The sequence below is a fragment of the bacterium genome (genome assembly GCA_016789445.1).
In the GTDB taxonomy this organism is placed as follows: domain Bacteria; phylum Patescibacteriota; class Minisyncoccia; order Phycocordibacterales; family UBA2100; genus UBA10103.
Genome location: JAEUQT010000002.1, coordinates 264495 through 289648, shown reverse-complemented (window position 1 = coordinate 289648; position 25154 = coordinate 264495). Strand labels below are relative to the sequence as shown.

The 25154-nt window shown below is 56.7% G+C and carries 27 protein-coding genes and 1 tRNA gene; 18 read left to right on the top strand and 10 right to left on the bottom strand.

Going from position 1 to position 25154, the window contains the following annotated elements; translation table 11 throughout:
- The first annotated feature begins 83 nt into the window (after nt 1-83).
- Nucleotides 84-263 (top strand): hypothetical protein, encoded by a 180-nt coding sequence (locus JNK62_03340; protein MBL8158541.1) that lies wholly within the window; start codon nt 84-86, stop codon nt 261-263.
- Between the two features lie 55 nt (nt 264-318).
- Here the strand turns inward: JNK62_03340 and JNK62_03335 are convergent, their stop codons facing one another.
- Nucleotides 319-678: an HPF/RaiA family ribosome-associated protein gene (locus JNK62_03335; GenBank protein MBL8158540.1), complete on the bottom strand. Its 360-nt coding sequence runs from the start codon at nt 676-678 to the stop codon at nt 319-321.
- 274 nt (nt 679-952) lie between these two features.
- Between JNK62_03335 and JNK62_03330 the strand changes: the two genes are divergently transcribed.
- From JNK62_03330 to JNK62_03290, 9 genes are all read left to right on the top strand, one after another.
- Nucleotides 953-3517: a peptidoglycan-binding protein gene (locus JNK62_03330; protein MBL8158539.1), complete on the top strand. Its 2565-nt coding sequence runs from the start codon at nt 953-955 to the stop codon at nt 3515-3517.
- 90 nt (nt 3518-3607) lie between these two features.
- Nucleotides 3608-3679, top strand: a tRNA-Asn gene (locus tag JNK62_03325).
- 1 nt (nt 3680) lies between these two features.
- Complete coding sequence (locus tag JNK62_03320; protein MBL8158538.1) at nt 3681-4190, top strand: hypothetical protein; 510 nt, start codon at nt 3681-3683, stop codon at nt 4188-4190.
- A gap of 58 nt (nt 4191-4248) precedes the next feature.
- Entirely contained in the window at nt 4249-4545 is a 297-nt protein-coding gene (locus tag JNK62_03315; protein MBL8158537.1) for a YdeI/OmpD-associated family protein, read from the top strand.
- Nucleotides 4546-4585: 40 nt separating this feature from the next.
- Nucleotides 4586-4726, top strand: coding sequence for a hypothetical protein (locus tag JNK62_03310; protein MBL8158536.1), 141 nt, complete (start codon nt 4586-4588; stop codon nt 4724-4726).
- Nucleotides 4727-4786: 60 nt separating this feature from the next.
- On the top strand, nt 4787-5389 hold the full coding sequence (locus JNK62_03305; GenBank protein MBL8158535.1) for a hypothetical protein: 603 nt from the start codon (nt 4787-4789) through the stop codon (nt 5387-5389).
- 69 nt (nt 5390-5458) lie between these two features.
- Nucleotides 5459-5860 (top strand): hypothetical protein, encoded by a 402-nt coding sequence (locus tag JNK62_03300; protein ID MBL8158534.1) that lies wholly within the window; start codon nt 5459-5461, stop codon nt 5858-5860.
- A 73-nt stretch (nt 5861-5933) separates the two neighbouring features.
- The gene (locus JNK62_03295; GenBank protein MBL8158533.1) at nt 5934-6887 is read left to right on the top strand and encodes a VOC family protein; all 954 of its coding nucleotides are present in this window, start codon (nt 5934-5936) and stop codon (nt 6885-6887) included.
- Nucleotides 6888-6893: 6 nt separating this feature from the next.
- Nucleotides 6894-8321 carry a DHA2 family efflux MFS transporter permease subunit gene (locus JNK62_03290; protein ID MBL8158532.1) on the top strand — a complete coding sequence of 476 codons (1428 nt, stop codon included), beginning with the start codon at nt 6894-6896 and terminating at the stop codon, nt 8319-8321.
- 49 nt (nt 8322-8370) lie between these two features.
- On the opposite strand, the gene JNK62_03285 is transcribed toward JNK62_03290, so the two are convergent.
- Nucleotides 8371-8967, bottom strand: a complete 597-nt coding sequence (locus JNK62_03285) for a hypothetical protein (protein MBL8158531.1) — start codon at nt 8965-8967, stop codon at nt 8371-8373.
- Between the two features lie 276 nt (nt 8968-9243).
- Here JNK62_03285 and JNK62_03280 point away from each other — a divergent pair, with 276 nt between their 5' ends.
- Nucleotides 9244-9645 carry an SET domain-containing protein-lysine N-methyltransferase gene (locus tag JNK62_03280; protein MBL8158530.1) on the top strand — a complete coding sequence of 134 codons (402 nt, stop codon included), beginning with the start codon at nt 9244-9246 and terminating at the stop codon, nt 9643-9645.
- Nucleotides 9646-9679: 34 nt separating this feature from the next.
- Nucleotides 9680-11107, top strand: a complete 1428-nt coding sequence (locus tag JNK62_03275) for an FAD-binding oxidoreductase (GenBank protein MBL8158529.1) — start codon at nt 9680-9682, stop codon at nt 11105-11107.
- Between the two features lie 40 nt (nt 11108-11147).
- Here JNK62_03275 and JNK62_03270 read toward each other — a convergent pair whose 3' ends face one another.
- Nucleotides 11148-11684 (bottom strand): hypothetical protein, encoded by a 537-nt coding sequence (locus JNK62_03270; GenBank protein MBL8158528.1) that lies wholly within the window; start codon nt 11682-11684, stop codon nt 11148-11150.
- A 139-nt stretch (nt 11685-11823) separates the two neighbouring features.
- On the opposite strand from JNK62_03270, the gene JNK62_03265 reads away from it, so the two are divergent.
- Nucleotides 11824-13887: a response regulator gene (locus JNK62_03265; GenBank protein MBL8158527.1), complete on the top strand. Its 2064-nt coding sequence runs from the start codon at nt 11824-11826 to the stop codon at nt 13885-13887.
- A 25-nt stretch (nt 13888-13912) separates the two neighbouring features.
- Here JNK62_03265 and JNK62_03260 read toward each other — a convergent pair whose 3' ends face one another.
- The 6 genes from JNK62_03260 to JNK62_03235 all read right to left on the bottom strand — a co-directional run bounded on the left by JNK62_03260 (nt 13913) and on the right by JNK62_03235 (nt 18000).
- Entirely contained in the window at nt 13913-14566 is a 654-nt protein-coding gene (locus JNK62_03260; protein ID MBL8158526.1) for a matrixin family metalloprotease, read from the bottom strand.
- A 42-nt stretch (nt 14567-14608) separates the two neighbouring features.
- Nucleotides 14609-15418: a peptidoglycan-binding protein gene (locus JNK62_03255; protein ID MBL8158525.1), complete on the bottom strand. Its 810-nt coding sequence runs from the start codon at nt 15416-15418 to the stop codon at nt 14609-14611.
- 127 nt (nt 15419-15545) lie between these two features.
- Nucleotides 15546-15728, bottom strand: coding sequence for an SPW repeat protein (locus tag JNK62_03250; protein ID MBL8158524.1), 183 nt, complete (start codon nt 15726-15728; stop codon nt 15546-15548).
- Nucleotides 15729-15839: 111 nt separating this feature from the next.
- The gene (locus tag JNK62_03245) at nt 15840-16496 is read right to left on the bottom strand and encodes a L,D-transpeptidase (GenBank protein ID MBL8158523.1); all 657 of its coding nucleotides are present in this window, start codon (nt 16494-16496) and stop codon (nt 15840-15842) included.
- Nucleotides 16497-16619: 123 nt separating this feature from the next.
- Complete coding sequence (locus JNK62_03240) at nt 16620-17111, bottom strand: hypothetical protein (protein ID MBL8158522.1); 492 nt, start codon at nt 17109-17111, stop codon at nt 16620-16622.
- A 121-nt stretch (nt 17112-17232) separates the two neighbouring features.
- On the bottom strand, nt 17233-18000 hold the full coding sequence (locus JNK62_03235) for a hypothetical protein (protein ID MBL8158521.1): 768 nt from the start codon (nt 17998-18000) through the stop codon (nt 17233-17235).
- Nucleotides 18001-18148: 148 nt separating this feature from the next.
- On the opposite strand from JNK62_03235, the gene JNK62_03230 reads away from it, so the two are divergent.
- The 5 genes from JNK62_03230 to JNK62_03210 all read left to right on the top strand — a co-directional run bounded on the left by JNK62_03230 (nt 18149) and on the right by JNK62_03210 (nt 24347).
- Complete coding sequence (locus JNK62_03230; GenBank protein ID MBL8158520.1) at nt 18149-20773, top strand: cation-transporting P-type ATPase; 2625 nt, start codon at nt 18149-18151, stop codon at nt 20771-20773.
- Nucleotide 20774: 1 nt separating this feature from the next.
- Nucleotides 20775-21326: a DUF924 domain-containing protein gene (locus JNK62_03225; GenBank protein ID MBL8158519.1), complete on the top strand. Its 552-nt coding sequence runs from the start codon at nt 20775-20777 to the stop codon at nt 21324-21326.
- Between the two features lie 69 nt (nt 21327-21395).
- Nucleotides 21396-22592: an FIST C-terminal domain-containing protein gene (locus JNK62_03220; protein MBL8158518.1), complete on the top strand. Its 1197-nt coding sequence runs from the start codon at nt 21396-21398 to the stop codon at nt 22590-22592.
- Nucleotides 22593-22596: 4 nt separating this feature from the next.
- Entirely contained in the window at nt 22597-23589 is a 993-nt protein-coding gene (locus tag JNK62_03215) for a HAMP domain-containing histidine kinase (protein MBL8158517.1), read from the top strand.
- Nucleotides 23586-24347, top strand: a complete 762-nt coding sequence (locus JNK62_03210) for a response regulator (GenBank protein MBL8158516.1) — start codon at nt 23586-23588, stop codon at nt 24345-24347. The genes JNK62_03215 and JNK62_03210 overlap by 4 nt, the downstream gene beginning before the upstream one ends.
- A gap of 21 nt (nt 24348-24368) precedes the next feature.
- Here JNK62_03210 and JNK62_03205 read toward each other — a convergent pair whose 3' ends face one another.
- A complete protein-coding gene (locus tag JNK62_03205; protein MBL8158515.1) occupies nt 24369-25151 on the bottom strand; it encodes an ROK family protein in 783 nt (260 codons plus the stop codon).
- Nucleotides 25152-25154 lie beyond the last annotated feature (3 nt).

Genomic DNA, 25154 nt, shown 5'->3' with positions numbered 1-25154 from the left:
TGACTCTTCATCGCCCATGCCGCAGAGTGGCGGTGGGGCTTGCTCACAATATAGGGTAAGGAGTATGTGAAATGCGCCCGGATATGGACGATGAAGGTCCTGTCCCCAGCGATCAGAAGAGCGTGGAAGCGGCCCATAAGGCAGCCAAAGATAAGTGTCTCGACATTTTCGAGATGACGGTCACCACACTCGGTAACGCTTGGGCAGCAATAATCGTCGACAAGAAGAACGTCGGTCACTATCTGACCGGCACTATCGCCTGAAGGCCCGCGGCCTTCAAAATACAAAGCGCGTCATGCACATGACGCGCTTTCTCTGTTATGCCCAGCGTGCCATCCTCTTGAGACGACCTGCCATCCTTCTCGCCATCGCAAAGCTTCTTCCCTTGCTCTTGCGAAGTTGCTGGAGGATCTCATCCTTCGCTACATCAATGGCTGCGTTGATGCTTTCCCCGGTCGCCGAGGCGACATGCCGCTGGCCGTTGCGATGCACGATGATTTCCGCGCGCCATACATCGCCTTGCTGTGAGCTTCCGACATGCCGCCCAAGCTCCACTTCGCAACGAGCGGTCTCCGCATCGGCGGCGAGCAGTTTCTGTATGGAATCGATCTTGTCATCGAGGTAGTCGGCGACCTCACGTGGCATCTCGTAATCGCTCGTTTTTATTCTCAGATCCATACGGAAGGAGTGTTAGTCATAATCATCTAGTATATACCTGCACCTGATGTGTTTTTCCTGAACATGCTTGTCTGGGGTTATTTCTTTGCCACACAATTTGCGAAATGTAAATAATCATTTCGGAACATAACCCAGCATTGCCCTTTCCTCTCAAAGTTGTAGAACTACGGGGTCCGAGCGAAAGCTCAGAAACGATTCTTGTCATTAGGCAAGAATCGTTTCGTTTTAGCTCTTTCTTTAATGGATTTGGGGAATCTTAATAAGAAAACATACTATGGATCTCGTAAAGAACTCCCGCGCCCTGACGCTCTTCGTCATGTCGCTCGTTATCAGCGCCAGCTTTGCATTCGCTCCGCTTTTAGTCGAGGCTGACACTCTTAGCATTGATTTCGAAAGCTACGCAACCGGCGCCATCAACGGCCAAAACGGCTGGACGAAGACCGGTAGCTACGATGTCGAAGTCGTCGAATCCTCGGTACTCTCAGGCTCCAAGTCGCTCCGTTTCTCGAATGCCGTAACCAGCGGCAGTTTCGGCGATCAGACCTTCACCACCTCGCTTACTGACGAAGCGGGTGATGCACAGGCTGTGAGCGGCGGCCAATCCGGCGGCGCACGCCAGAACCACTTTGAAGCCGAGTTCAAGATCAAAGCGGCAACCACCACCTATCAGCCGGGACTCTTTCTCTCGGTCTCTCCCGACCGCGGCGACGGCGCGCGCATGAGTTATCTCAGCTTCGCTGACACGGCAGAAGGTATCGATGTCAATTTCTACGACGTCCAGAGCGTCATCGACCCAGCGGTCTTTACGCCGACCCTCGTAGCAAACGATCTCTCGCGCGAGTCCGCACACACGGCGAAATTCGTCATCGATTTCGTCGATGGTCCGTCGAACGACATCGTGAAGATCTACATCGACGGCAACCTTGTCCATACGGGAACGACCTGGGAGAACTACTTCCGCTTCGATAACGAATCGAATCCGTCGCTCGCTGATGAGAGTCGCACCGTCGATTCCCTGCTCTTCCGTGCGGGCGGTACCGCTGCTCCTGCGACCCTCGGCGTCGGCTTCCTCATTGATGACATTACTCTGACCTCATCGACCGCTACGCCGGTCAATTCGTCCGACACGGTGAAAATCTCCGGCAACACTTCCGCGGCAGAGAACGCCCTCGGCTGGATGTTCAACCGCGACACTTCGACCGCATCGCCGTTCGCCTTCAACACCGGTGCGGCATCCATCGGCACCGGCAGCCTCTTCGTCTCCCCCATCTCGAGCACGACGGCAAGCAATAAGTTCATCGGCGAACTGTTTCTTCTGAAGAAGATCTCGGAGATCGGCAGCATCTCGTACGACTTCAAGATCGCCGCTCCGAGCGCGGATGTCGAAGAGCAGTTCTACATGAATGTGTATGCCAACTTCGGCGTCTCGTCTTCGACGAAATTCTACGACTGCCGCTACAACGTCGTCCCGACCACAGGCTCGACCGGTGCGTTCACGACGGTCACCTTCGATCCGACGCAGAGCTATCCGGTAACGACGCGCACCGGCGGCCAAGCATCGCCATTCACCTGCCCGTCTTCCCCGGCTGGCATGAATGCACTGAGCGCAGGCTCCAGCATCCGCGTCGTGGCCATCAACGTAGGTGACACGAGTCTTGGCGATGCAGGCGTCAGCGGCTATCTCGACAACGTGAAGGTCGTCACGAAGAGCGGCATCAACACCGACACCACCATTTACGATCTCGAACCGAAGAACGTCACCCCGACGGCGAACGACATGACCGTTCTCGTACCCGTCAACGGATGGGCAGACTTCACGCTCGATTACTCAGACGAGGACGACTTCTCCGGCGAAGCGTTCGTCTTCACGGTCAACAATCCGCAGGATGGTGAACTCTCCGGCACCGCACCTCTTCTCACCTACACGCCGGACGAAGACTTCTTCGGAAGCGATTCCTTCACCTTCTGGGTTAATGACGGCTCCTCCACGAGCAACATCGCGACGGTAAATCTCATCACCTACGAATCCCCCGACTGCCCTGAAGGCATGAACTTCGTCGGCGGCGGCGTCGATAAGTGTATGAACATCAGCATTTTCGTCGGCATCGCAGGATTCCCGTCGAATATCGCAGATCTCATTGATGAACTCCTCGAACAGTATTCATCGCTCGAAGGCCTCCTCGCATTCCTCGGCACGTTTGATGAGTTCGTGAGCGTCGACGTCGAATTCATCACTCCGACCTGCTCATCAGGCATCTTCGTCGGTGCACACGATGTCTGCGAGAATGACGGCAACAACGAAGAAGAGACCCCGACCGACGTCTGCCCGAATATCGATGGCGATCAGTCTGAAGTCCTGTCAGGCAAAGTGATCCAGGATGGCCAGTGTGTCGATCAGACGACCGGCGGAGGTAGCAGCACTCCTGCTCCGACATCCGGTGGTGGTGGCAGCCGTGGCGGCGGAGGTGGCGGTGGCGGACCAGCTATTCCGCAGGTCCTCGGCGCAGCAACCGGCACCTGCTACCAATTCACCCGCAATCTCTCGTTCGGCATGCGCGGTGATGATGTCTTGGAACTCCAGAAGGCACTCGCCGCAAAGGGACATATGACCGCAGCAGCGAACGGCAACTTCGGCCCAGCGACCCAGGCAGCTGTCATCAGCTTCCAGAAGGCTAACGGCCTCGAACAGGTCGGCATGGCGGGCCCCAAGACCCGCGCGCTCCTCAACGTCTGCCCAGGCGGTGTGAATCCGAACCAGGCGCTCATCGACGAGCTCACCAAGAAGCTCAATGTGATCCTCGCTCAGATCCAGCAGCTCCTCGCCGCTCGCACCCAGTAAGTTGGCGACAATATTGAGCCACAAAACCCCGCATTACTGCGGGGTTTTGTCATTGCAAAGAGCCATTTCTGCGCTAGAATACGGCCACATTCCGCGGTAGCTCAATGGTAGAGCAGCTCGCTGTTAACGAGTTGGCTGTAGGTTCGAGTCCTACCCGCGGAGCATGAATATCCTGGAGGTCTCGATTTCAATATTAATCGGGATCGCAAGCGGCATCATAACTGCTGTAATTCTAGGTCTTGCGACCGTGTTCTTTGGTCGAGTGGTACTCCCTTGGTTTCGACACCTTGTATATCGAGGGGTTAAAGTTGATGGCAATTGGAGCCATAAACAGACAACCCAAGTTTCCCCGACCAAGAGCATGACATTCGAGGTTTCCCTAGATCTTGAACAGAAGGCTCATGAGGTAACTGGCACTTTTTTTGCAAAAACTACTGCAGGTGAAGAGGAAATTTATTCAAACTACTTCACTTTACGAGGTGAAATTCGTGACAATTATCTTTTGTTTACATATTCGGCGCAAAGAAAAGACCGCACTGGTACGGGAGCCTTTCTTCTACGTGTCGCAAATGGAGGGAAACAATTGTCAGGGAGTGCAATTTTTACACCAGATCGAAGCGTTGACGATTTTCGCGTAGAAACGCGACAACAGTTAGTATTTAAGCGTTCGTAGGTTAGTGATTTTTTGCAGCTAAAATTCTTTTATTACCGGCTGATTGGTAAAATGAATCATGACTCTCTCCGGCGGCACCGCCCATCCCCTTCCTGCAGATCTCCGGAAGGCAATTCAGACGACTCCCAAAGTGCTTGCGCTCTGGCAGGACATTTCACCGCTCGCGCGCAATGAATGGATCTGCTGGGTGATATCCGGCAAGAAGGCCGAGACGCGCGGCATCCGCATCGAGAAAGCGATCTCAAAAATGAAAGGTAGTATGCGTCGTCCGTGCTGCTGGGTCGGCTGCATCCATCGCACCGATAAGCCGATGAGCCGTTCGATGAAGTACGTTCTCAACAAGAAATCCAAGTGATTGCGCTTCCGATTTATCGCGTTACGTGTATACTCCCGCTATGAGCGTAGGACGAATCTCTCCGATCGAGAGGAAGAAGTCGCACTCGCGCAAGACGAAAAAGAGGTTGCAGATAAAAGCTGCGATGCTCACGGCTCGCCGTGCGAAGAAAGGTACGAAGAAGCGCGCAAAGCGCCAATAGGAAACGGTCCGCCTCTGGCGGGCCGCTTTCGTTATGGGCCCCATCAGGTACAATCGCCCGATGAGATACGTAGCACTCTTTTTCCTCGGACTTCTTTTCATCGGCCTTGTCATCTTCGGTTATTTCAGCCCACTCCCCTTTCCTGCCAATTCCCAGAAAGCGGAAACGAGCAGTTATCACAATGACGTCTACGAATACACGGTCACCGTCCCTGAAGGACTCGATATAAAGGAATACCTTCCTGAGAACGTCGTCTTCGGGCATATCGATGGTGATATGGTGAGCGGCGTTGTCGAGCTACGCGCAATGACGGTGCGCGGCCAGGCGGGGGAAACATTCCTCGATGCGGTTGCCCGCGACCTTTCAAACCTCTGCGCTGCAGATGGGCCGAATGCGAGCATCTCCTGCACCGGCATCGAAAGCTCTGAAGAGTTCCGCACCGGCGGACTCGTCGGTACCGAGCTCTATCTCAAAGCAGAGCTGAAGGAGTTCCCGAGCGGTAACATGACTGGATTCACCAAGGGCCCGTACTTCGTCTTCCAGCGCCAATCGAGCGCATCCGGAAGCAGCATCCTCGTCATCCACGCACCCCTCAATCAGAATGCCGACGAAGCGGATATCGATACGATCCGCACTGTTGCTGAGAGCGTCGTCATCCAATAACTCAGTGGCGACGCTTCATGAAGCGTGGTATATTCCGCGGCGGTAGATAACGCACAAAGGAGATACTCAATGCGTATATTTGCTGCCGCACTGGCTCTTATTGCATTAGCTGGCATCGCCATCGCACAGGAAACCGGCGGTCGTTTCGACCACAACGGCTCCATCGTGGAGGTGAACTGGAACGGCGAACACGACTTCTCGATCAACTACATCCGTCCGAAACCAGGAATCGGCGTCGAGTACAACACCATCCTCGTGGATGGATGGATCGGTGTAGACGATCAGATCAACGCGACGGCTCGCGTGTTCAAATCCGGCTGCAATCCCGCAACCTACGAAGTCACCGGCACGTTCGATGACAACTACTTCGAGCTTTCCGGCCTCGCGCCTGCACGCTGGAATGGATGTACTCCTGTCGGGCGCGAATGGAACGAGCATTCGACCCTGACATTCCGACGCGTCAGAAACTGATGCGATTACCGCCCGACCCCGACTGGTCGGGCGGTTTTTTTGTACCGATTTGCTACACTCATCCGTAATAGTCATCACTCATACTCTTCCTATGCAAAAGATCACCCCGTGCCTGTGGTTCGACAACAACTGCGAAGAAGCGGTCAATTTTTATACATCTGTCTTCCCGAATTCGAAGATCGATTCGATCAAGCGCTATCCGGAAGGGATGGGCGGGCCGATGGAAGGTATGGGTGGGAAAATCCTCACCGCGGTATTCACACTCGATGGTCTCACCTTTCAAGCGCTTGACGGCGGCCCCACCTTCACGATGAATCCGTCACTCTCCTTCTTCGTCAATTTCGATCCGCTGCATAATCCGAACGCCGCAAGCGATATCGATGCGATGTGGGCAAAGCTCACCGAAGGCGGGAAGATCCTCATGCCGCTGCAGGAATATCCGTTCTCGAAGCGCTATGGCTGGGTCCAAGATCGTTTCGGTACGTCGTGGCAGCTCATCTTTACCGATCCTGCAGGTGAAGAGCGTCCACGCATGATCCCATCGCTTCTCTTTACCCAGAGAGCAGCGGGTCACGCTGAAGAAGCACTCAATCTGTATGTCTCCGTATTCGGCGGTGATTCGAAAGTGGGACAACTCGCGAAATATCCTGCTGGAATGCCACACGACAAGGAAGGCACTCTCATGTTCGGCGAAGCAAAGCTCGCCGGACAGTGGCTCACCGCGATGGACAGCGCACATACGGGACACCACTTCACCTTCAACGAAGGAGGCTCCCTTGTCATCGAGACTGCCGATCAGGCCGAGACCGATGCCATCTGGCAGAAGCTCACTGCGGGTGGCGGGCAGGATAGCCAATGCGGCTGGGTGAAGGATAAATTCGGCGTCTCGTGGCAGATCGTCCCGAAGCGCATGATGGAACTTCTCAGTGATCCCGATCAGGAGAAATCCAACCGCGCACTCCAAGCGATGATGCAGATGCAGAAGATCGATATCGCCAAGCTCGAGAGCGCATTCAACGGCCACTAATCATCCATGCTCGCTTCACTAGATAAGCGCTGGCTCGCGCTCATAGTCCTCTGCCTGGGAGATCTCATGATCGTGCTCGACACGACCATCGTGAATGTCGCACTCCCTTCCATTAAGGCTGATCTCGGCTTCAGTGAGACCTCGCTGGTGTGGGTCGTGAACGCCTACATGCTCACTTTTGCCGGCTTCCTGCTCTTAGGCGGGCGCTTGGGGGATCTCTTCGGCCAACGCCGCCTCTTTCTCGTCGGCCTCACCATCTTCACGCTCGCGTCGCTTGCGTGCGGCGTCGCCGATACCCAGACGACGCTTATCGTGGCGCGCGCACTTCAAGGCATCGGCGGTGCGATCGTCGGAGCCATCGCGCTCTCGCTCATCATGAATCTCTTCCAAGAACCGAAGGAACGCGCCCGTGCAATGGGTATCATCGGGTTCATCTCCGCAGGAGGAGGCTCCGTCGGCGTTCTGCTTGGCGGAATACTGACCGGCAATTTCGACTGGCACTGGAACTTCCTCGTGAATATCCCGATCGGTATCGGCGTCTTCATCGCCTGCCTCTATCTTCTGCCGCACTCACGTCGAGAGGATCATCCGGGCAAACTCGATCTCTGGGGAGCGGTTGCCGTGACCGCCTCACTTATGCTCGCGGTCTATGGCATCGTCGGCGGCAATCAGGCAGGCTGGCTCTCCACCGAGACTCTCGGCTTCTTGGGTGCCGCAGCGGTACTCATGGCGGCGTTCTTGTGGATCGAATCGCGCGTCACGCATCCCCTCATGCCGCTTTCGATCTTCAAGCTGAGAAGCGTCGCCGTCGCGAACATCGTTGGCATCCTGTGGTCGGCGGCGATGTTCAGCTGGTTCTTCGTCTCGGCGCTCTATCTCCAGATCGTCCTTGGCTACGATCCCCTGAAAGTCGGACTCGCCTTCTTACCGGGCAATCTCATCATGGCGGCTTTCAGCCTCGGCCTTTCCGCATGGGCGGTAAACCGTTTCGGATTCCGCTGGCCGCTTACGATCGGTATGGCAAGCATCTCGCTTGGCCTGCTGCTTTTCGCGATGGCGCCGGTGAACGGTAATTTCCTCATCCACGTGTTGCCGGCAATGTCGCTCCTCGGCCTCGGTGCCGGACTCGCATTCAATCCGGTCCTTCTTGCGGCAATGAGCGATGTCAAAGAAGAAGATTCCGGTCTCGCATCCGGCGTCGTGAATACCGCGTTCATGATGGGCGGCTCATTAGGCCTTGCCGTCCTCGCGTCGATCGCTGCATCCCGCACACAGCATCTCATCGCCGACGGCATGGAGTACGTTCCCGCGCTCAACAGCGGGTATCACGCGGCATTCTTCTTCGGTGCGATCTTCGCTGCCATCGCCGCGATAGTCGCCGGCGTCTTCTTGCGCAACATGCGGGCTTCCTCGCACGCGGTGAATCTCCATTAGATATACAAAAAGCCGCGCACTCTCGTGCGCGGCTTTTTGTAGTGAGTGATTACTTCGAGGCAAGCGTACGATTGACCATCGCCGCAAGCTTCGCTTGGGAATTCGGGATGTCCTTGATGTCGATCTTACCAACCACACGGGCAGTGACACCGCGGCACTCGCCGAGCGCACGAGCCGGATTCGTCTCACGTGGAGGCTGGCCGTTGACCGCGATGGAGACCGTATCTTCCTGATCGAGCAGGATGTCGATCTTCTTCTCCCAGCGCGGATGCATCTGGTCGGCGACGACACGGTAGCCGATGAGGTGTTCCACCTTACGGAAGCCACAGCTGTTCGAGACACCATCATATTCAAGCGCGATGACGGTTCCGAACGGAAGCGCGCCGTAGCGAAGATCACGGGAGACCGCAACAATAATCTCAGGATTGGAATACGCACCGGAGGCCGTCGTAAACGGATCGTGGTCGGTCTGCTCAGGTACGGCGTTATAGCCCGTCAGCATGACGGACACTTCCTTCGCAGGGGCAGCCGCAAGCGGTGCCGGTTCGGCGAGCGGGGCTGGGGCCGTCTGGGTGGTTAGGACCGACGACGTCGCCACACTCGACCAAACAAAAAGACCCGTTAGGGTCGTAATCGCGAGATTCATATGCGGGTAAGGGAAAAACCCTTACGTAGAGCCATAATAGCACGATTCGGCCCTAAAGTCAATGGCCGTCAAGTGCCGCTTGGCAGCCCGATTCCTACCGTGCGAGCTTGCCGCCAGTAGCCCGATTGGAGCTCCCTGCACCGCCTTTATGCTCCTGACGACCGTTGGAACCCCTCCTTTCGGAGGCTTCTCGGGCTCTTTTTTGCCTGATACTGCTCATTTCCTCAATCTAACGGTACTTGATTGGGTCTGGATGAAGGATGGTATCCTTCCCCGATGAAGCGCCACTTCAAGCCCCTTCCTCTCACGCTCAACGTGCGGCGCTCGCATAGCGGTCGCGGTCTCTTCACCGAAGAGCGTATACCGAAAGGAGCCTGTGTCATCGAATACACGGGACGCCCTGCCACCGCGAAGCAGATCAAGGAGAACCGCGGGAAGTATCTCTTCTGGACGTCGGATACCTCGATGATCGACGGCAACATAGCCGCGAACAAGGCCCGCTTCATCAACCATTCGTGCGCACCGAACTGCGAGATCGATATCCGCGCCCGTCGCGTATACCTCTTCGCCCTCCGCACCATCAAGCCCGGAGAAGAGCTCTCCTATGATTACGGCGAGGAATACTTCGAGATGCACTTGGCGGGCAATTGCCGCTGCGTGAAGTGTTCAAAAAAGTGAATATCCGTTTACCTCGTCGGGTATACTGTTCGCGATGAGGAAGAATGTCTCTCCCTGGCTGCATCAGCTCGATACTACGCGTGCACACGAGGAATTGCATCGTGATATCGAGACCGATGTCGCTATCGTCGGCGCGGGTATCGCCGGAATCTCTACCGCATTCGAGATCCTGGAGAAGACCACAAAGAAAGTCGCGGTACTCGAGCGCTGGAAGATCGCGCATGGCGCGACCGGACACAACGCCGGACAAGTGGTGGCACATTTCGAACGCGGTCTCAGGAGCCTGTCCGACGAATTCGGTCTCGAACTCGCGGCCAAAGGCCAGAAGGATGTCGAGGACGCATGGGACATACTCGATCATATCTATGCGAAAGCGAAGCTTGAGATCCCCTATTTCAAATTCATGGGTCGCACGGGATTCACGAGCGCGGAACAGGTCATGCTCCGGCTCGAGAACAACCGCCTCCGCAAAGAGGCAGGCTTACACATCGAACGTATCTTCATACGCGAAGATGCCGGATTCGTCTCACGCATCCCCCATCGCTACGTCGGTCTCTATTCGCTCGTAAAGCGCGAGAAGATCCTGGACCTCCTCGAGACGACGCGATCGGATTTCATTGCAGTCCTTTCGTATCAGAAAGGAGTCATCAACAGTGCGCTCTTCTGTGAGAAGGTGGTCGCATTCCTGGCGAAGGAATACGAGGATCGTTTCGCGATCTATGAGCACTCGCCGATCGGCAAGATCGCGCTTCACAGCGATCACGCGGTCTTGGATGCCGGAAAGCACGCGGTACGTGCTGCACGCGTCGTCTTGTGCACGAATGGTTTCGAGAATCTCCGTATCTTCAATGAAAGCGGCTTGGATATCGATACGAAGTATCACTACCTGGTGACGGGAAAGACCGGCTACATGTCGGGCTATCTGGAGAAGAATAACAAGCCACCGGTCGCTATCAGTTACTTCACCGATCCGGGGATCCAAGAGGATAATTCGTACTTCTATCTCACCCGCCGCCCCTATGAATACGAAAAAGGCGTTCAGCACAACCTCATCTCCATCGGCGGGCCGGATGTCTCTATTGAAGACACGACACCGTACTCACGTGAAGACGATTATCCGGAAGAACATGCCAAAGACATCGATGACTTCATCACCAGCACGTACGACACCGAACCGAACAAGAAAATCGATTACGTCTTCACGTGGCACGGACTCATGGGCTACACCAAGAACGGCGTACGCCTCGTGGGACCGGAGCCGAAGAACCCGGTACTCCTCTACAACCTCGGGTGTAACGGCATCGGCATCCTTCCCTCACTGCATGGTGCCTCGAAGATCGCGCGGCACATCAAGGGAGAAAAAGTAGGCCGTTCGATTTTCGATGTTCCCGCATCGGCGAAACCAACAACCCCGCAGGCGCCAAGCACCATCGCGACATTCCTTGCGCGACTCGGCTTCTAGCAAAAAACCGCCCTTTCGGGCGGTTTTCTGAGGAATGAGTTTAGTACCAGGATCCGGTCCAGTGATCGTAAACCTTCTGGCTCGGATTCGAGCCGCAGAGTGCGCGACCTTCGTAATCCGGGAAGGTGCACATCTGACCGCCGAGCCATGGCATCGTCTCGCCGGTCGGATAGCCGTAGTTATACGGGACCGGCTGACCGTACATGCTCACGTTCTGACCATACGGTGCGTAGGTAGCATACGGAGCGTTGTACTGCTGCGGATATGCGTAGTTGTACTGCGGATACGTCGCTGAGTAGTTACCGTACTGCGGGAGGTACTGGTTGTTCGCGTACGAGTAGTACGAAGGATTGGTGTCGTAGTTCGGGTACGAACCGTAGCCATATCCCGAGCCCTGCTGGTACTTGTTGAGTACCGGCGTAGCCGCGTAGGCATACATCGGCTGGTAGTAGAGCTGCGAGTACGGGGCCGGGCTCGCTCGGAACGCGCCGTACTCGACGAATGCCGAAGCAAACGATGGCATGACAACGAGGGCCGCGATGAGAACCGAAATGCTCGAAATACGTGCGATAGACATAGCGTGTAAAGATTATTTCCCCCCGTGATAAATGCCCTGTGAAGGCTCGTCTTAATACCACGTTTTCCACGAAAGCGCAACACCTTCTCCATGAAGGGGATTTCATTGCTTCTCCACCCAGAATTCATAGAATGCCACCATGCCAGCGCGCCTGTCCGTCTCGCTTCCGCGCTTTGATCTGCGGGACGTCATCAGTGCATTCATCGTCTTCACCGGAGTCTTCCTCGGCACCGAGCTCTCATTCACGTTCTATTCCTCCCCCGCGATCTTCCCCTTCCATAGCGGTATCGCCCTCGCCTCACTGGTCATTGCGGGCATCCGCTTCTGGCCGGCGATCTTCTTCGCCACACTGTTGAGTTATTCCATCCACGGCACACCAATGGTGCTTCTTCTCGCATATGTCCTTGGCAACTCGATACAGGCAGTGACGGGAGCGTCGCTTCTTAAGTACGTCGGCTTCAAGGCGAGCCTGCGCCGGATGCGCGACATCTTCTGGCTGACCGCCGTCGCGCTCGCCATGAGCACCATCGTCCCGTCCATCGGCACCATCGCGTATGAAGTGAACCAGTTCCTCGGTGGCAATCCGATGCCGATATCCGTCGGTTCGTGGTGGATCGGTCATGTGATGAGCCTTCTCATACTCGCACCCTTCCTCATACGCTGGATAGCACATCCTATCTTCGAACGTACTTGGCGTGAGGTCGTTGAGATCGTCACGGCAATGACACTTCTTTTCGGTGTCTATGCATTCCTTTTTTTCACGCCCATAGAACAGATCAACGGAATCCCCTTGGTCTATGCGATCTTCCCGCCCCTCTTCTGGATCGCACTTCGTCTCGGATCGCGGTTCATGACGCTCGCGCTCTTCGGGACGAGCGTGCTTGCGCTCATCGGTACCGGCTTAGGATATGCGACGGGCCCGACGAACGTCCCGACCGGAGAGCTTCTCTTCCTCACGCAGATATTCCTTATCGTCATCGCCGTCATCTTCCTCACGGTCACTGCCGTCGAAGAGGAGCGCCGCACAGCGACCGCACGGCTCCAAGGACACATCGATCAGCTGCAGGAAGCACTCACCAAGATCCGATCAGAAGACGATGCGAAGACGCAATTCGTCGCGACGCTCGCACACGAGCTACGCAATCCGCTTGCGCCGCTTCTCTCCACGATCGAGCTGCTTACGCTCCGCGGCCCTGATGCGAAGGATTTCCCCAGCATGCTCAACACCATGCGCGATCGCGTGCGTACGATGGCGCGTCTCCTCGACGATCTCCTCGATATCTCCCGCATCACGCACCAGAAGCTCAAGCTCCAGAAGACCACGCTGGATATCGTGCAGGTGGTGCGCAGCTCCGTGGAGAGCATGAGCGGCTACATGCAGAAGCGTAATCTCGCATTCAACGTGACACTCCCGCACAGCGAGACACTGCTGCTCGAAGCCGATCCCATCCGTCTGGAGCAGATCATCGTCAATCTGCTTCACAACGCCGCGAAATACACCGAAGTGGGTGGCGAGATCAATCTCAGCGTCGCTCGCGAAAAGGATAAGGCCCTTATCTGCGTCAGAGACAGCGGGATCGGTATACCGCGGCACATGCTGCAGAAGGTTTTCGAACCATTCCTCCAAGTGAACGCAAAGAACGGCGGAAGCGGCGGGCTCGGTATCGGTCTTTCCCTCACGAAACGCCTCGTCGAACTCCACGACGGCACGATCGAAGCCCGAAGCGAAGGCGAAGGAAAAGGCAGTGAATTCCTGGTGCGTCTTCCCCTTCTTACCGTCAGCCCGATCCAGCCAGCGATGCCGAAAGAGGCCAATCCAATGCGTATCGAGCGTTCTGCAAGTGGCACGCGCGTGCTTCTTGTTGATGATAATCACGCGGCAAGCGAGACACTCGGGAAGCTCCTGGAATTCAAGGGGTACAGCGTCCGCTTCACCCATGATGGCGAGAGCACTTTGCGTGCGGCAGACGAATTCGATCCGCACATCATCATGTTGGATATCGGTCTACCGGACATGAGCGGATACGACGTTGCACGGACGTTGCGTGGTCGCGGCAATACCGCCGCGATGATCGCGGTCACCGGTTACGGTCAGGCAGAAGACAAATCACGCTCAAAGGAAGCAGGATTCGATCACCACCTCACGAAACCGGTGGGTATCAACGATCTTGAGAAGATCCTCGCTCCTCTTGCCCGTTCATAGGAATAGCCCCGATCAGTGATCGGGGCTATTGTGCTCTGCCATAGAGATACTGCGCTCCTGCAGCATCATCGGCGGTAAGGTGCTGATCTTCCGAACAGCGGAATGCCATCAGGCTTCCTTGCGGCGCCGGGTGATCGAGCCCAAGAACATGGCCGAACTCGTGACTGAAGAGATAGGCGATGTTGAAGCGGGTCTTACAATCGCCACGCTTCTCGACAAGAGCGCGTTGCGGGTTGATACACACGATCGCCTTATGGGCCACACGCATCGGTTCCGCAGATACCGCTTTCACATTCGCGAATGCCGTGCCTTGGGGATGTACCTGGGCACCGATGATCACATCGGCGCCCGCAGCGTCTTCCGTATACACGAAGCGTACGTTTGCGACACGGGACCATTGATTGATCCCACGTTGGATCTCTCGCACGAATGAATCCTCAGCAACCCCGCTCTTCTCGAGCATTGATCGCAGGGAATCGATGGTGTCGCACGCCGCGCGACTGAATCCGCCGGCGAGCGTGAACCGTGATCGTGCGAGCGTATACCTGATCGTCACACCGGTACCCACCTCAGCACTGCCCCACTTGAACGGGGCCTCGTCATTCTCATGCACCAACTTATATGCCGCAGCCGGCATACTGCAGAGCATGCACAGAAGCACATACAACATTCGTTGCATGGATATCCTCCTTTCTTTGCACTTCCCCGAGTATACCGCGCATTACAACGCGCGCGTCGCGAGCAGCCCGTCCAGCACATTGGTCAATTCAGCTATCTGGGCTTGCAACCGCGTAATCTCATCATCATTCGATGCCTGAGGAGCAGAAGCATTTGAGTGCACCGGATCAGGTTTCGACTGCGGCGCAGCCGCTATCGCCCCGCCAAGGAGCGCTGCCCTCGTACGCGCACCCACGAATCCGTAACCCGTCGAATGCTCATCGCCGTCGCACACGATCTTCTGCGTGCATTGGAAACGACGCACCGCATCACGCGTCAGAGCCCCATACCGGTTCGTCTCGTTACCGGGAGAACCGGGACCGTCGTGGGTGAGGACGAATCCGTTCGTGTTGAGGATCTTCTGGAGCGTAAGGACCTGCGGATGTTCCATGCCCATACTCAGGTTTACGCTTAATGACACACCGGCTGTTGCTGCGGGTGCGCTCGTTTCCTCGACGCGCTCGGCGGATTCTACGTCTTCGCCCCAGCAGGGAAACGATGAGAGCCATGGCTTGGTTCCTTGCGTCTGGTATAAGAACCGTGCGTACGCGATATTCCCCTCGGTCGTATAGATATCCATGCCCAGACCTTTCGCATAGTCGGCATGGACGTCGCTGTAAATCTGGAAAATACCGACCATCCTGCCGCCATAGCCGCCATGAAGCGCCGTGCCTCCCTTGCCGAACTGCGTATACTTCGATTCGCAACGGGCGATGGAGATCATCGCCGGAACATCGGCGAATGCAGCACGCACGTCCGCTTCCTGCTCGCTTTCTGCGAAGGCGGCCGGCGCCCACAATGAAAGAACGGCCATAAGGCCGATGAGAAACGGAACCCTGCAAGCGCCCATGTCGTCACTCTAGCGCCGCTGACCGTGACGGTCAAAAAGTTTTCCACGCTCCATGAAGAAGGCGCAGCATGCTCCCGCTGCGCCTTCCCGATTACATACCCATGCTATATCGCTCGGATTCCTGCTGCTCCATCGCACCCCATGCCGCAAGAAGCGCAATCACGATGCCGCTCACCGCGAGCGTCCAGGTGAAAGCACTCGAGGACTGTATGCCGATGAACGGCAGTGCCACGATCCAGAGACCGAGTAGCGCATTAATCCATTGCTGCCACATACATATTCCTTGCTAGAGAAAAAATAATCGACCTTTGCCGATAAGCATGCGCACATGCGGTGAAGCATGTATGAAAAAATCCCGCGATCGATTGCTCGATCGCGGGATACATTACTCGGATTCGAATTCGAAATTCGGAAACTGTGCTCCGAAATTGACTCCGTTCCAGGGAAACACCTGCAGATTCCGAGGCCGCTCCGTAGCGACGATTGGATCACTGGAAGATCCGCGCTCCCATTGCTCTTGCAATGCGTCGCGGTTACTTACAATGATGATCTGCAGCGAACGATGATCAAAGCCGTCGAAAAGAGCCTGGGCTGCTGCCATCGGGATCCGTACGCATCCGTGCGAAGCACGTTCACGTCGGACATATCCCGCATGGATCGCCCGTCCATTCGCGTCAAAGAAGAGCGCGAACGGCATCGGCGCATCAACCCAGCGGCCACCTACCTTGATCCGGATCTCTTTCGAACGATGGTCGCGCGAGCTCCGGACGACACGCTGCGGTCCCTGACTCGGATCACTCAGCGGTGTCGCGTTTGCGTCACTGCCGGTTGATGCCCAGCCATAGAGCGGCCGACGAACGTACCAACCGCTCTCGCTCACATCGCGATGCGCGATGCGACCGTTTTCGTAGACGCCGAAGCATTGATCATCACGGAAGATCACGACCACGGATCCCGAGAGGGATACGCGGTGCGGAACTTCCGCGCCGAGATTGCATTTCTCCGCATGCGCAGGTGCGCACCAGAGAAAGAATATGGCCATGGATGCGGCCGATAGGAAGTTTTTCAAGTCACCCTCCGTTTGCAATCGACTGGAATAATTATATCACGATTATATATAAAAGTAAATGTGCCCGCAGTCAAAGACTGCGGGCACTGAAGAAGGCTACTTGTAGACGCAGCCGCTCTGCTCCGGATCTTCCGGATTGTTGAACCAGACCTTGCCGCTCGGGCACGAGGGGTTCGGCGGACGCGTCGTAACGACGCTCGGATCGCCCTTCATCGGACCCACCGGATATGCAGCCGGTGCGCCGCCGAAGACGACTTGGACGTACGTATTGCCGCCCGTGACACGGATGCTGGGCCCCGGCGCCGGATTGAGCGCCCCGATGATACTGGCCGCGCCGTTGAGGGCGCTGCCGACATCGAAGTTGTTGCCCATCTTGATGTTCACGCTGGCCGTCGACCTGCTGGAATTCTTGTTGAAATTGAAATTCTTGTTCGAATTCCGATTCCAGTTGTTGTTATACGTCTTGGACGTATGACCACCTCCCTTCCAGCCGCCGTGACCGCCGCCCTTCTGGCCGGCATCTGCCGGCATCGCCATCATTGCCACGCTGAGCGCGGCTACGATCGCAAGCGAAAAACGCTTCATCATGTGTCCTTTCTTCGAAGATCAAATGCCTCGTGAAGGCATTCCCGGGGACATGCATATCCCAAGGATAACGTTCACGAGAAAGGTTTCCTGCAGCCGATCAAAGATCGGCTGCAGGCAGCTCTTACCGCCTATTCAGCGGGCTGAGCAAGGTCGTAACGACATCAGCGGAATTCAGGCGCGGAGCACCGAACTGCGACACCCGCGACGGAGCAGCCTCAGCATCCTGCTGAGGACCATCAGGAATGCGCACCTTCGGGGCTTCCTTGGGTGCTTCCTGTTTGGTTTTCGCTACCGGAGCCTTCTGTATCGGCGGAACTTCGGCCGATTTTCCATCTCCAGGTGCTTTCGCCGTCGGAATCCCTTCCGGCACTGGCACGCTCTTTTCCGCTGGTGGACCTTGCGGTGCCGGACGGAAGTATTCGTGCGGACCAGGCGTCTCCTGCTGCGGCATCGGGATCACGATGACCTGATGCCGATCCGGCAGTCTGACGACGGTCGGAGGAGGCGGAGGCATACCAAGTCCGAGGAGCTGCTGCGCAAGGCAGAGCCCGCCGACTACGGTTCCCGGTACGTTGCCGACCGCAGCACTTGCCAACGATGCGACCGTAAGTCCGAGGCCGCCGACTTGGCATGCCATACCGATCACTTGATAGAGATCGCCGAGACCGTTAACGCTGAGATTGCCAGCTTTTCCGGTTCCCGGCCCAGGCAGGAACGCCGCTTTCTTTCGACTGCCCGCATAGGGACTACTCACCATGCTCTGGAGGTTCCAGTCATCGTGTGTGTACGAGATCTCTGTTTTCCGCACCTTACCAGCCGCTTCTGCAGCAGTCGATACGACCGCAGCAAGCATGAATGCCGTTGCGAACCATTTCAATGTTCTATGCATGCTCTCTTTCCTTTCTGAGCCTGCCGTCCTCCGGGGCCATTTCGGCACCCGAAGGGGTTCCTTAAACCGTCCGCTTACTACCATATTTTTGACAAGGATGCAAATCCCCTTCCCCATGCGGGACAGGGGTTAGAGCAGGCATGCCATAATGTCTGAAATGCACGAGCAGAAGCAGACATTCGCATGGGCGCTCAGCGTGGAGCAGGTCCTCGAAAGATTCCATTCAGCACGATCCGGACTCGCGGAGAAAGAGGCAGATCTGCGCTTACGGCACTTCGGGACGAATTCTCTTCCGCGACCGAAACGCTTCACGGTCCTCGGGATTCTTCTCCAACAGTTCTCGTCACCGCTTATTTTCATCCTCGTCGGCGCCGCGATGCTGACCATCTTCCTCAAGGAGTGGATCGACACCGTCGTCATCCTGCTTGCCATACTCGTGAACGCCGGCTTAGGTTTCTATCAGGAATATCGTGCCGAAGCGACGCTCGAGAAGCTCACTACCTATATAAAGGAACGCGCACGCGTCATCCGTGACAGCACCGAACAGGAAGTCGACTCGACCCTTCTGGTTCCGGGAGACGTCATCCATCTCTCGTACGGCTCACGCATCCCTTCTGATGCACGCCTCATCGAAGCGAACGAGCTTTCGGTCGATGAATCCGTACTTACCGGCGAGTCGCTGCCGATACATAAGATCACTGAAGAGCTCTCTGAAGGCACCGTGCTTCCGGAGCGCACGAACATGGTTTTCGCGGGGACACTGGTGGTTGAAGGATCCGCTCTCGCGCTGGTGACGACCACCGGCCGCTATACGGAGATCGGCAGGATCGCCGAGCTCGTCGACACCACGAAACGAGAGCACACCCCGCTCCAGAAAGCGCTCGGGCGTCTCGGCTGGATGATCTTCGCGGGCATCACGTTCCTCGTCGCGGCGATATTCTTCCTCGGCATCATGCGCGGCGAACCCATCTTCGAGATGATGCTCATGGCTGTTGCGATCTCAGTGGGCGCTATCCCCGAAGCGCTCCCTATCGCACTCACCGTCATCCTCGCCGTCGGCGTCGAACGCCTTGCGACCCGTAAGGGCATCATGCGCAACCTCGCCGCTGCGGAAACGCTGGGCAGCGCGAGCGTCATCATGACCGACAAGACCGGCACGCTGACCGAAGCCAACATGCGCCTCGTCGATATCCGCACACGCAAGGAACTGCTTGATGACCCCGCACAGCAAGGCTCTATCGAAAGCCTGAAACCGGATGAGAAAGACATCCTCGCTGCTGCCCTCTGGGGAGTCGACATCGTGCTCGAGAACGCGGACGCTCCGGAGAGCGAATGGCGCTTCTCCGGCAAGCCGATCGAGACCGCCATCGCCCGCGCCGCACACACGCACGGTTTCGATGTCTTCGAAGCAGCAAAGGTCCGCATACCGCTTCTGCCGTTCAATTCGACGAATAAATTCTCCATCAACGGCCATCGCCACAAGGACGAATACATCGCACTCGGCGCACCGGATATCCTCTTGCAGCGCAGCCGTCTCACCAAGGATGACTACCTCGCGATGGACGCACACATCCAGAAAGTCAGCGCCGAAGGAAAACGCCTCCTCGGTGTCGCACGCTTCCCGCGTGAGAAGCACGGCACCCTGAAGAGAGGTCCGGCACATCCGCATCACGCGTCCGATCTCGATTTCCTCGGTGTCCTCGTCTTCCAGGATCCGATACGTCCCGAAGCGAAGGACGCGATCAAAAGAATGGAATCGCTCGGCGCGCGCGTGGTCATGCTCACGGGCGATCTCAAAGGAACCGCCATCGCGATCTCCCGCGAACTTGGCTGGAACGTCCCCGAAGGCGATGCCCTATCCGGCGAGGAATTGCGCCGTCTGAGCGATGAGGAGCTTCTGCCGGATATCTCACGCATCCGCATCTTCGCGCGCGTCACGCCGGAGGATAAGCTGCGCATCGGTAAGCTCTACCAGAAAGCGGGAGAAATCGTCGCCATGACCGGCGATGGCGTGAACGACGCGCCATCGCTGAAGGCAGTCGATATCGGCATCGCCCTCGGCAGTGGGACGGACGTCGCAAAGAGCGTCGCCGGATTGGTGCTTCTCGACGACAACTTCACGACCATCGTGCGCGCGATCGAAGAAGGCCGGCGCATACTCGAGAACATCCGCAAGGTCTTCGTGTATCTCACCTCGACCTGCCTCGATGCGGTCATCCTCATCGGCGGCTCCCTCGTCGCCGGATTGCCGCTTCCCCTCTCTGCGCTCCAGATCATCTGGGTGAACTTCTTCGCCGATAGCCTCCCCGCCCTCTCGTATGCGTTCGATAAGGAATACGATTCCCGTCGCGAACGCGGTGCGGAGATCCTGACGCGTGAGGTGAAGGTGCTCACGCTCGGAATCGGCATCCTCACCTCAGCGCTTCTTTTCAGCATGTACTGGTTCCTCCTGCGTATCGGCTTGCCGCAGGAACAGGTACATTCGCTCATCTTCGTGTGTTTCGCGCTCTACGGCCTCATCGTCGCGTACTGTTTCCGCAGCCTCCGCGCCTCGCTCTTCTCACGCCCCATCTTCGATAACCGGTACCTGAACATGAGCGTCGGCCTCGGGACGATACTCATCATCGCGAGCGTAAGCGTGCCCTTCTTACGCGACATCTTCCAGCTCGCCGCGATCCCCCTCTCCCTCGCCTGGATCATCATCGTCTGGCTTATCGTCAATATCGCCCTCGTCGAGACGACGAAATGGGCATTCCGTAAGCTGAACCGTTGATATGGATGAGAAGAAAGTCCTCGAATTCTGGTTCGGACGCGGCGGGACTCCTCGTTTCAAGAGATTCTGGTTCGAGAAAAGCTTTGCGACTGATCGGAAGATCAAAGAGAGATTCGGTAAGGCACTGGAGCAGGCAAAGAAAGGCCGCCTGAAAGCATGGGCGGCAACGCCGCGCGGACGGCTGGCTCTTATCATCCTTCTCGATCAGTTCTCCCGGAACATCTTCCGCGGAGATGCGCGCTCGTTTGCGGCCGATGCATACGCACTGCGCCTTACGAAGGAGGCATTGAAGAATCGTGAGGATAGGAAGCTGCATCCGCTGGAACGCATCTTCCTCTATATGCCGCTCATGCATTCGGAGAAGAGATCAGACCAAGCGAAATCCGTCGCGCTTTTCACCAAACTCAAGATGAAAGAGAACCTCTGGTACGCCAAGGAACATAAGCGCGTCATCGATACCTACGGACGCTTCCCCCATCGCAATGCGATCCTGAAGCGTCGCTCGACGAAGAAAGAGCTCGAATACCTCGCCAAACCCGGCGCCGGTTTCTGAGTGGATAGCGACGATTCCTCCATCGGTGCGTGATAAAATCGATGCACATTACTCGTTTTCTCTTTCGGTATGTCTACAAAAGTCGGCGTCGGTCTCGCAGAGGGTGAAGATAGTTACATCGTCGGGGTAAATGCCGCACAGCAAGCGGTCAATACCGTCGGCGTCGAACCCGGTCTCGTTATCATCTGCGCATCATCCCACTACAATCAAGAGCAGGTGAACGCAGGGGTCCGCTCGGTGAGCGGCAACGCCATTCTTGTCGGCTCCACCACGGCCGGAGAGATCACGACCGCTGGCCCTGCGAAGCGTCATTCGGTCGCCGTCATGGCGATCGCCTCGGATAGCATCCATTTCTTCGGCGGCGTCGGCGAGGATATCGCCGCCGACGCGTTCGCGGCGGGCAAGAAAGCCGCCGAGGACGTGAAGGCGAAAGCCCAGGAAGCGCTTAAGGCATTCATGATGTTTCCTGACGTACTTGCCGGCAACGGAGCTGATATCGTGCGTGGCGCCCTCGCGGCTTTAGGTGAACACTTCCCGGTCGTCGGCGGCGCTTCCGGCGACGATTTCAAATTCGAAAAGACGTACCAGCATCTTAACGACAAAGTCTATTCCGGAGCGGTCGTCGGATTAGGCCTCACCGGCGAATTCAAGATAGGTATCGGCGTGAAGCACGGCTGGATTCCGGTCGGCGCACCGAAGAAGGTCACGAAATCCGAAGGAGCGACGGTACACGAACTCGACGGCAAGCCGGCGATCCATATCTACGAGGAATATTTCGGCGAAGAGGAAGCGAAGGTTCTGAAGCAGGAAACGCTCGCGAAGCTTGCCATCACCTACCCTCTCGGGATGCGTGTCGAAGGCAGCGATGAAATGCTCATCCGTGATCCGCTCACCGTCAACGACAAGGGCTCGATCACCTGCGCGGCGGAAATGCCTATGGGATCGGAAATCCAGCTCATGGTCGGCAGTCGCGAGAATGCCGTCGCGGTGGCTAAAGAAGCAGCGAAGAACGCCATGGACCAGCTCGAAGGAGCGACGGCGAAGTTCGTCGTTATCTTCAACTGCATCGCGCGTAACAAGCTCTTCGGCGAGCACGCCGGCGACGAGATCAGTGCCATCCAGGAGATGATCGGTTCGCAAGTCCCGCTCATCGGTTTCTACACCTACGGCGAGCAGGCACCACTGGGCGGCGAGATCCGCAATATCGAGCGCTGCAACCCGGCATTCCACAACGAGACCGTCGTCATCTGCGTGATCGGCGAATAATGCTATGCAGGCGACGCGTAAGGAAATCCTGGTTCTCGGCTCGATCGCGCTCGCCGCTATCCTTATCATCCTTTTCACCCGCGACTGGCGCATCGCCGGACTCATCGCCGTCGCCGCGGTGTATGTTGTGGCTTTTTTCCGCACCCAGATATTTGCCCCGAAACAGCCGCCGATCATGCCGGCCTTCGCCTCCACGCCGGAACAGATCGACGACCTGAAGCGCCTCAATTCACAGCTCGATCACGGCGCGAAGCTCCTCATCCGGCGCGACCTCGAGCTCAGCCGCGCAAACGAGAAGCTGCAACAGCTCGATAGGATGAAGTCGGAATTCGTGGCCCTCGTCACCCACCAGCTGCGCACGCCGCTCTCCGGCATCAAGTGGTCCCTCTCGATGCTGCTTAACGGCGAAATGGGGCAGCTCACGCCAGAGCAGCGCACCTATCTCTTGAAAACCTACGAGAGCAACGAGCGCATGATCACGCTCATCAACGATCTCCTCCAAGCCGATCGCCTGGAGAGCGGTACGATGCGGTTCTCCTTCCAGCCGACAAATCTCATCGACCTCATCGATAACATCCTCATCGAGGTGAATCCTCTCGCCGAACATCGCAAACTCCACCTCGGATACGGCGCACGTGAGGAAGTCCCGCCGCTTTCCATCGATCCCCAGAACATGCGCGTCGTCGTGCAGAACATCCTTGAGAATGCGATCAAATACACGCCGTCTGGCGGCTCCGTGACCATCGACGTGAAGAAGAAAGAGAAGTCTGTTGAGGTGAGCGTGAAAGACACCGGTATCGGCATCCCACCGGAACATCAGAAAGAGATCTTCCAGCGCTTCTTCCGCGCGCCGAATGCCGTCCTCACTGAAACCGTCGGCTCAGGCCTCGGTCTCTATATCGCCAAGAACATCATCGACCACCATCAGGGGACTATCGGCTTTACGAGCGAGGTCGGTAAAGGTACCATACTAACCATAACCCTACCGATCGCATGAAATCACGCGTCCTTATCATCGAAGATGACCCCGTACTCGGAAGTGTCATCACCGAGAAATTGAATACCTCCGGATACGATGCAAGTCTTGTCACTGACGGCGCTGTCGGCATCGAGACCGTCCGGAAGACGCATCCTGATATCATCCTCTTGGACATCCTTCTGCCGACGAAGAACGGCTACGAGATCATGGAAGAGATTTCCCGCGACGAGAGCATCCGCAACATTCCGGTCGTCATCATCTCTAATTCCGGTCAGCCGGTGGAGATCGAGCGCATGATCAAATTGGGCGCTAAAGACTATCTCATCAAGGCACAATTCACTCCGGAGGAGGTTCTCGAGAAAGTACGCACGCAACTTCCCCACACGAGCGATATATCTGCGCTCGCAGGTAAGAAGATCCTTGTCGTCGAAGATGACCAGTTCCTCTCGGCGGTCCTTCTTAAGAAGCTGCAGAACGAGAAGTGCGAAGTCTCCCACGCCATGACGGCTGAAGAGGCGATCACGAAGTCTCTCGAAAAGCCGGATATCGTACTTCTTGATCTCATCCTTCCCGGCGCGAACGGGCTCGATATCCTGAAGAAGATAAAGGAGAATCCGGACACCAAGGCCACTCCGGTCGTCATCCTTTCGAACCTGAGCCAGCAGGAGGATATGGACCGCGCGAAAGAGCTCGGTGCGGAGAAATTCCTCGTCAAAGCGATGAGTACCCCGGAAGATATCCTCGCGCTCGTTGCCGAAATCCTGAGCAAGAAATAACCGCCCGAAGGGCGTTTTTTCTCATGAGCGCGCGGCAAGTATCATGCCGCCGATAAGTCCGCCCTCGTCTTTGAGCTCAGCCATCCGCAGCTGAGGAGCATCAGACATCAGCGCGCCGAGGGTCGCCGCCGCTCGTTCGAGAGGAATAGGATTCTGACCTACGATCATGGAGCCGCCGAGTACGATCATCTGGGGAGACCACTTCGCACATAACTGCACGAGCCCTTTTGCCAGCGTATCCGCCAACGCGTTCCTCTCTTCGAGTGAATCCAGATCCTTCGGTTCAATGCCGTACTTCGCACGCACGGCAGTACCTGAGATGAGCTTTTCCAGCTCCATACCATCGATCGGAGCGTGGCCGAAGAAGAACGAGTCGAACGGCATCATCGTACCGTTCTTGATGTGCGCCGCTCCGACACCGGTCGAAACCGTAACGTACGCCATATCGTCTGATCCCCTACCGCCACCGCGCACGTTCTCCCCTAACCCGATGACCGCACAGTCGTTGCCGATTACGCTGCGAGCGCCTATCGCGCTCGAAAGGTCGTTATCGAGATGCTTCCCGTTCCAATGGAGTCGGTTCGCCGCATCGTAGATGCCATGTTCTTCATCGATCTGGGCGGCGATGCAGCCTGCGGCTTTCGCAATGCCTTGCGGTGCGATTTCACGCGCAATGGCAGCAAAAACCCGGATGGTCTCATCATAATCCTGCGGCGTCGGGACTTTCCGGATCTCACCAAGGGACTCAGCATCGGCGGTCGCGATGCGCATGTTCGTCCCGCCGATATCGAACACGAGATTCATATC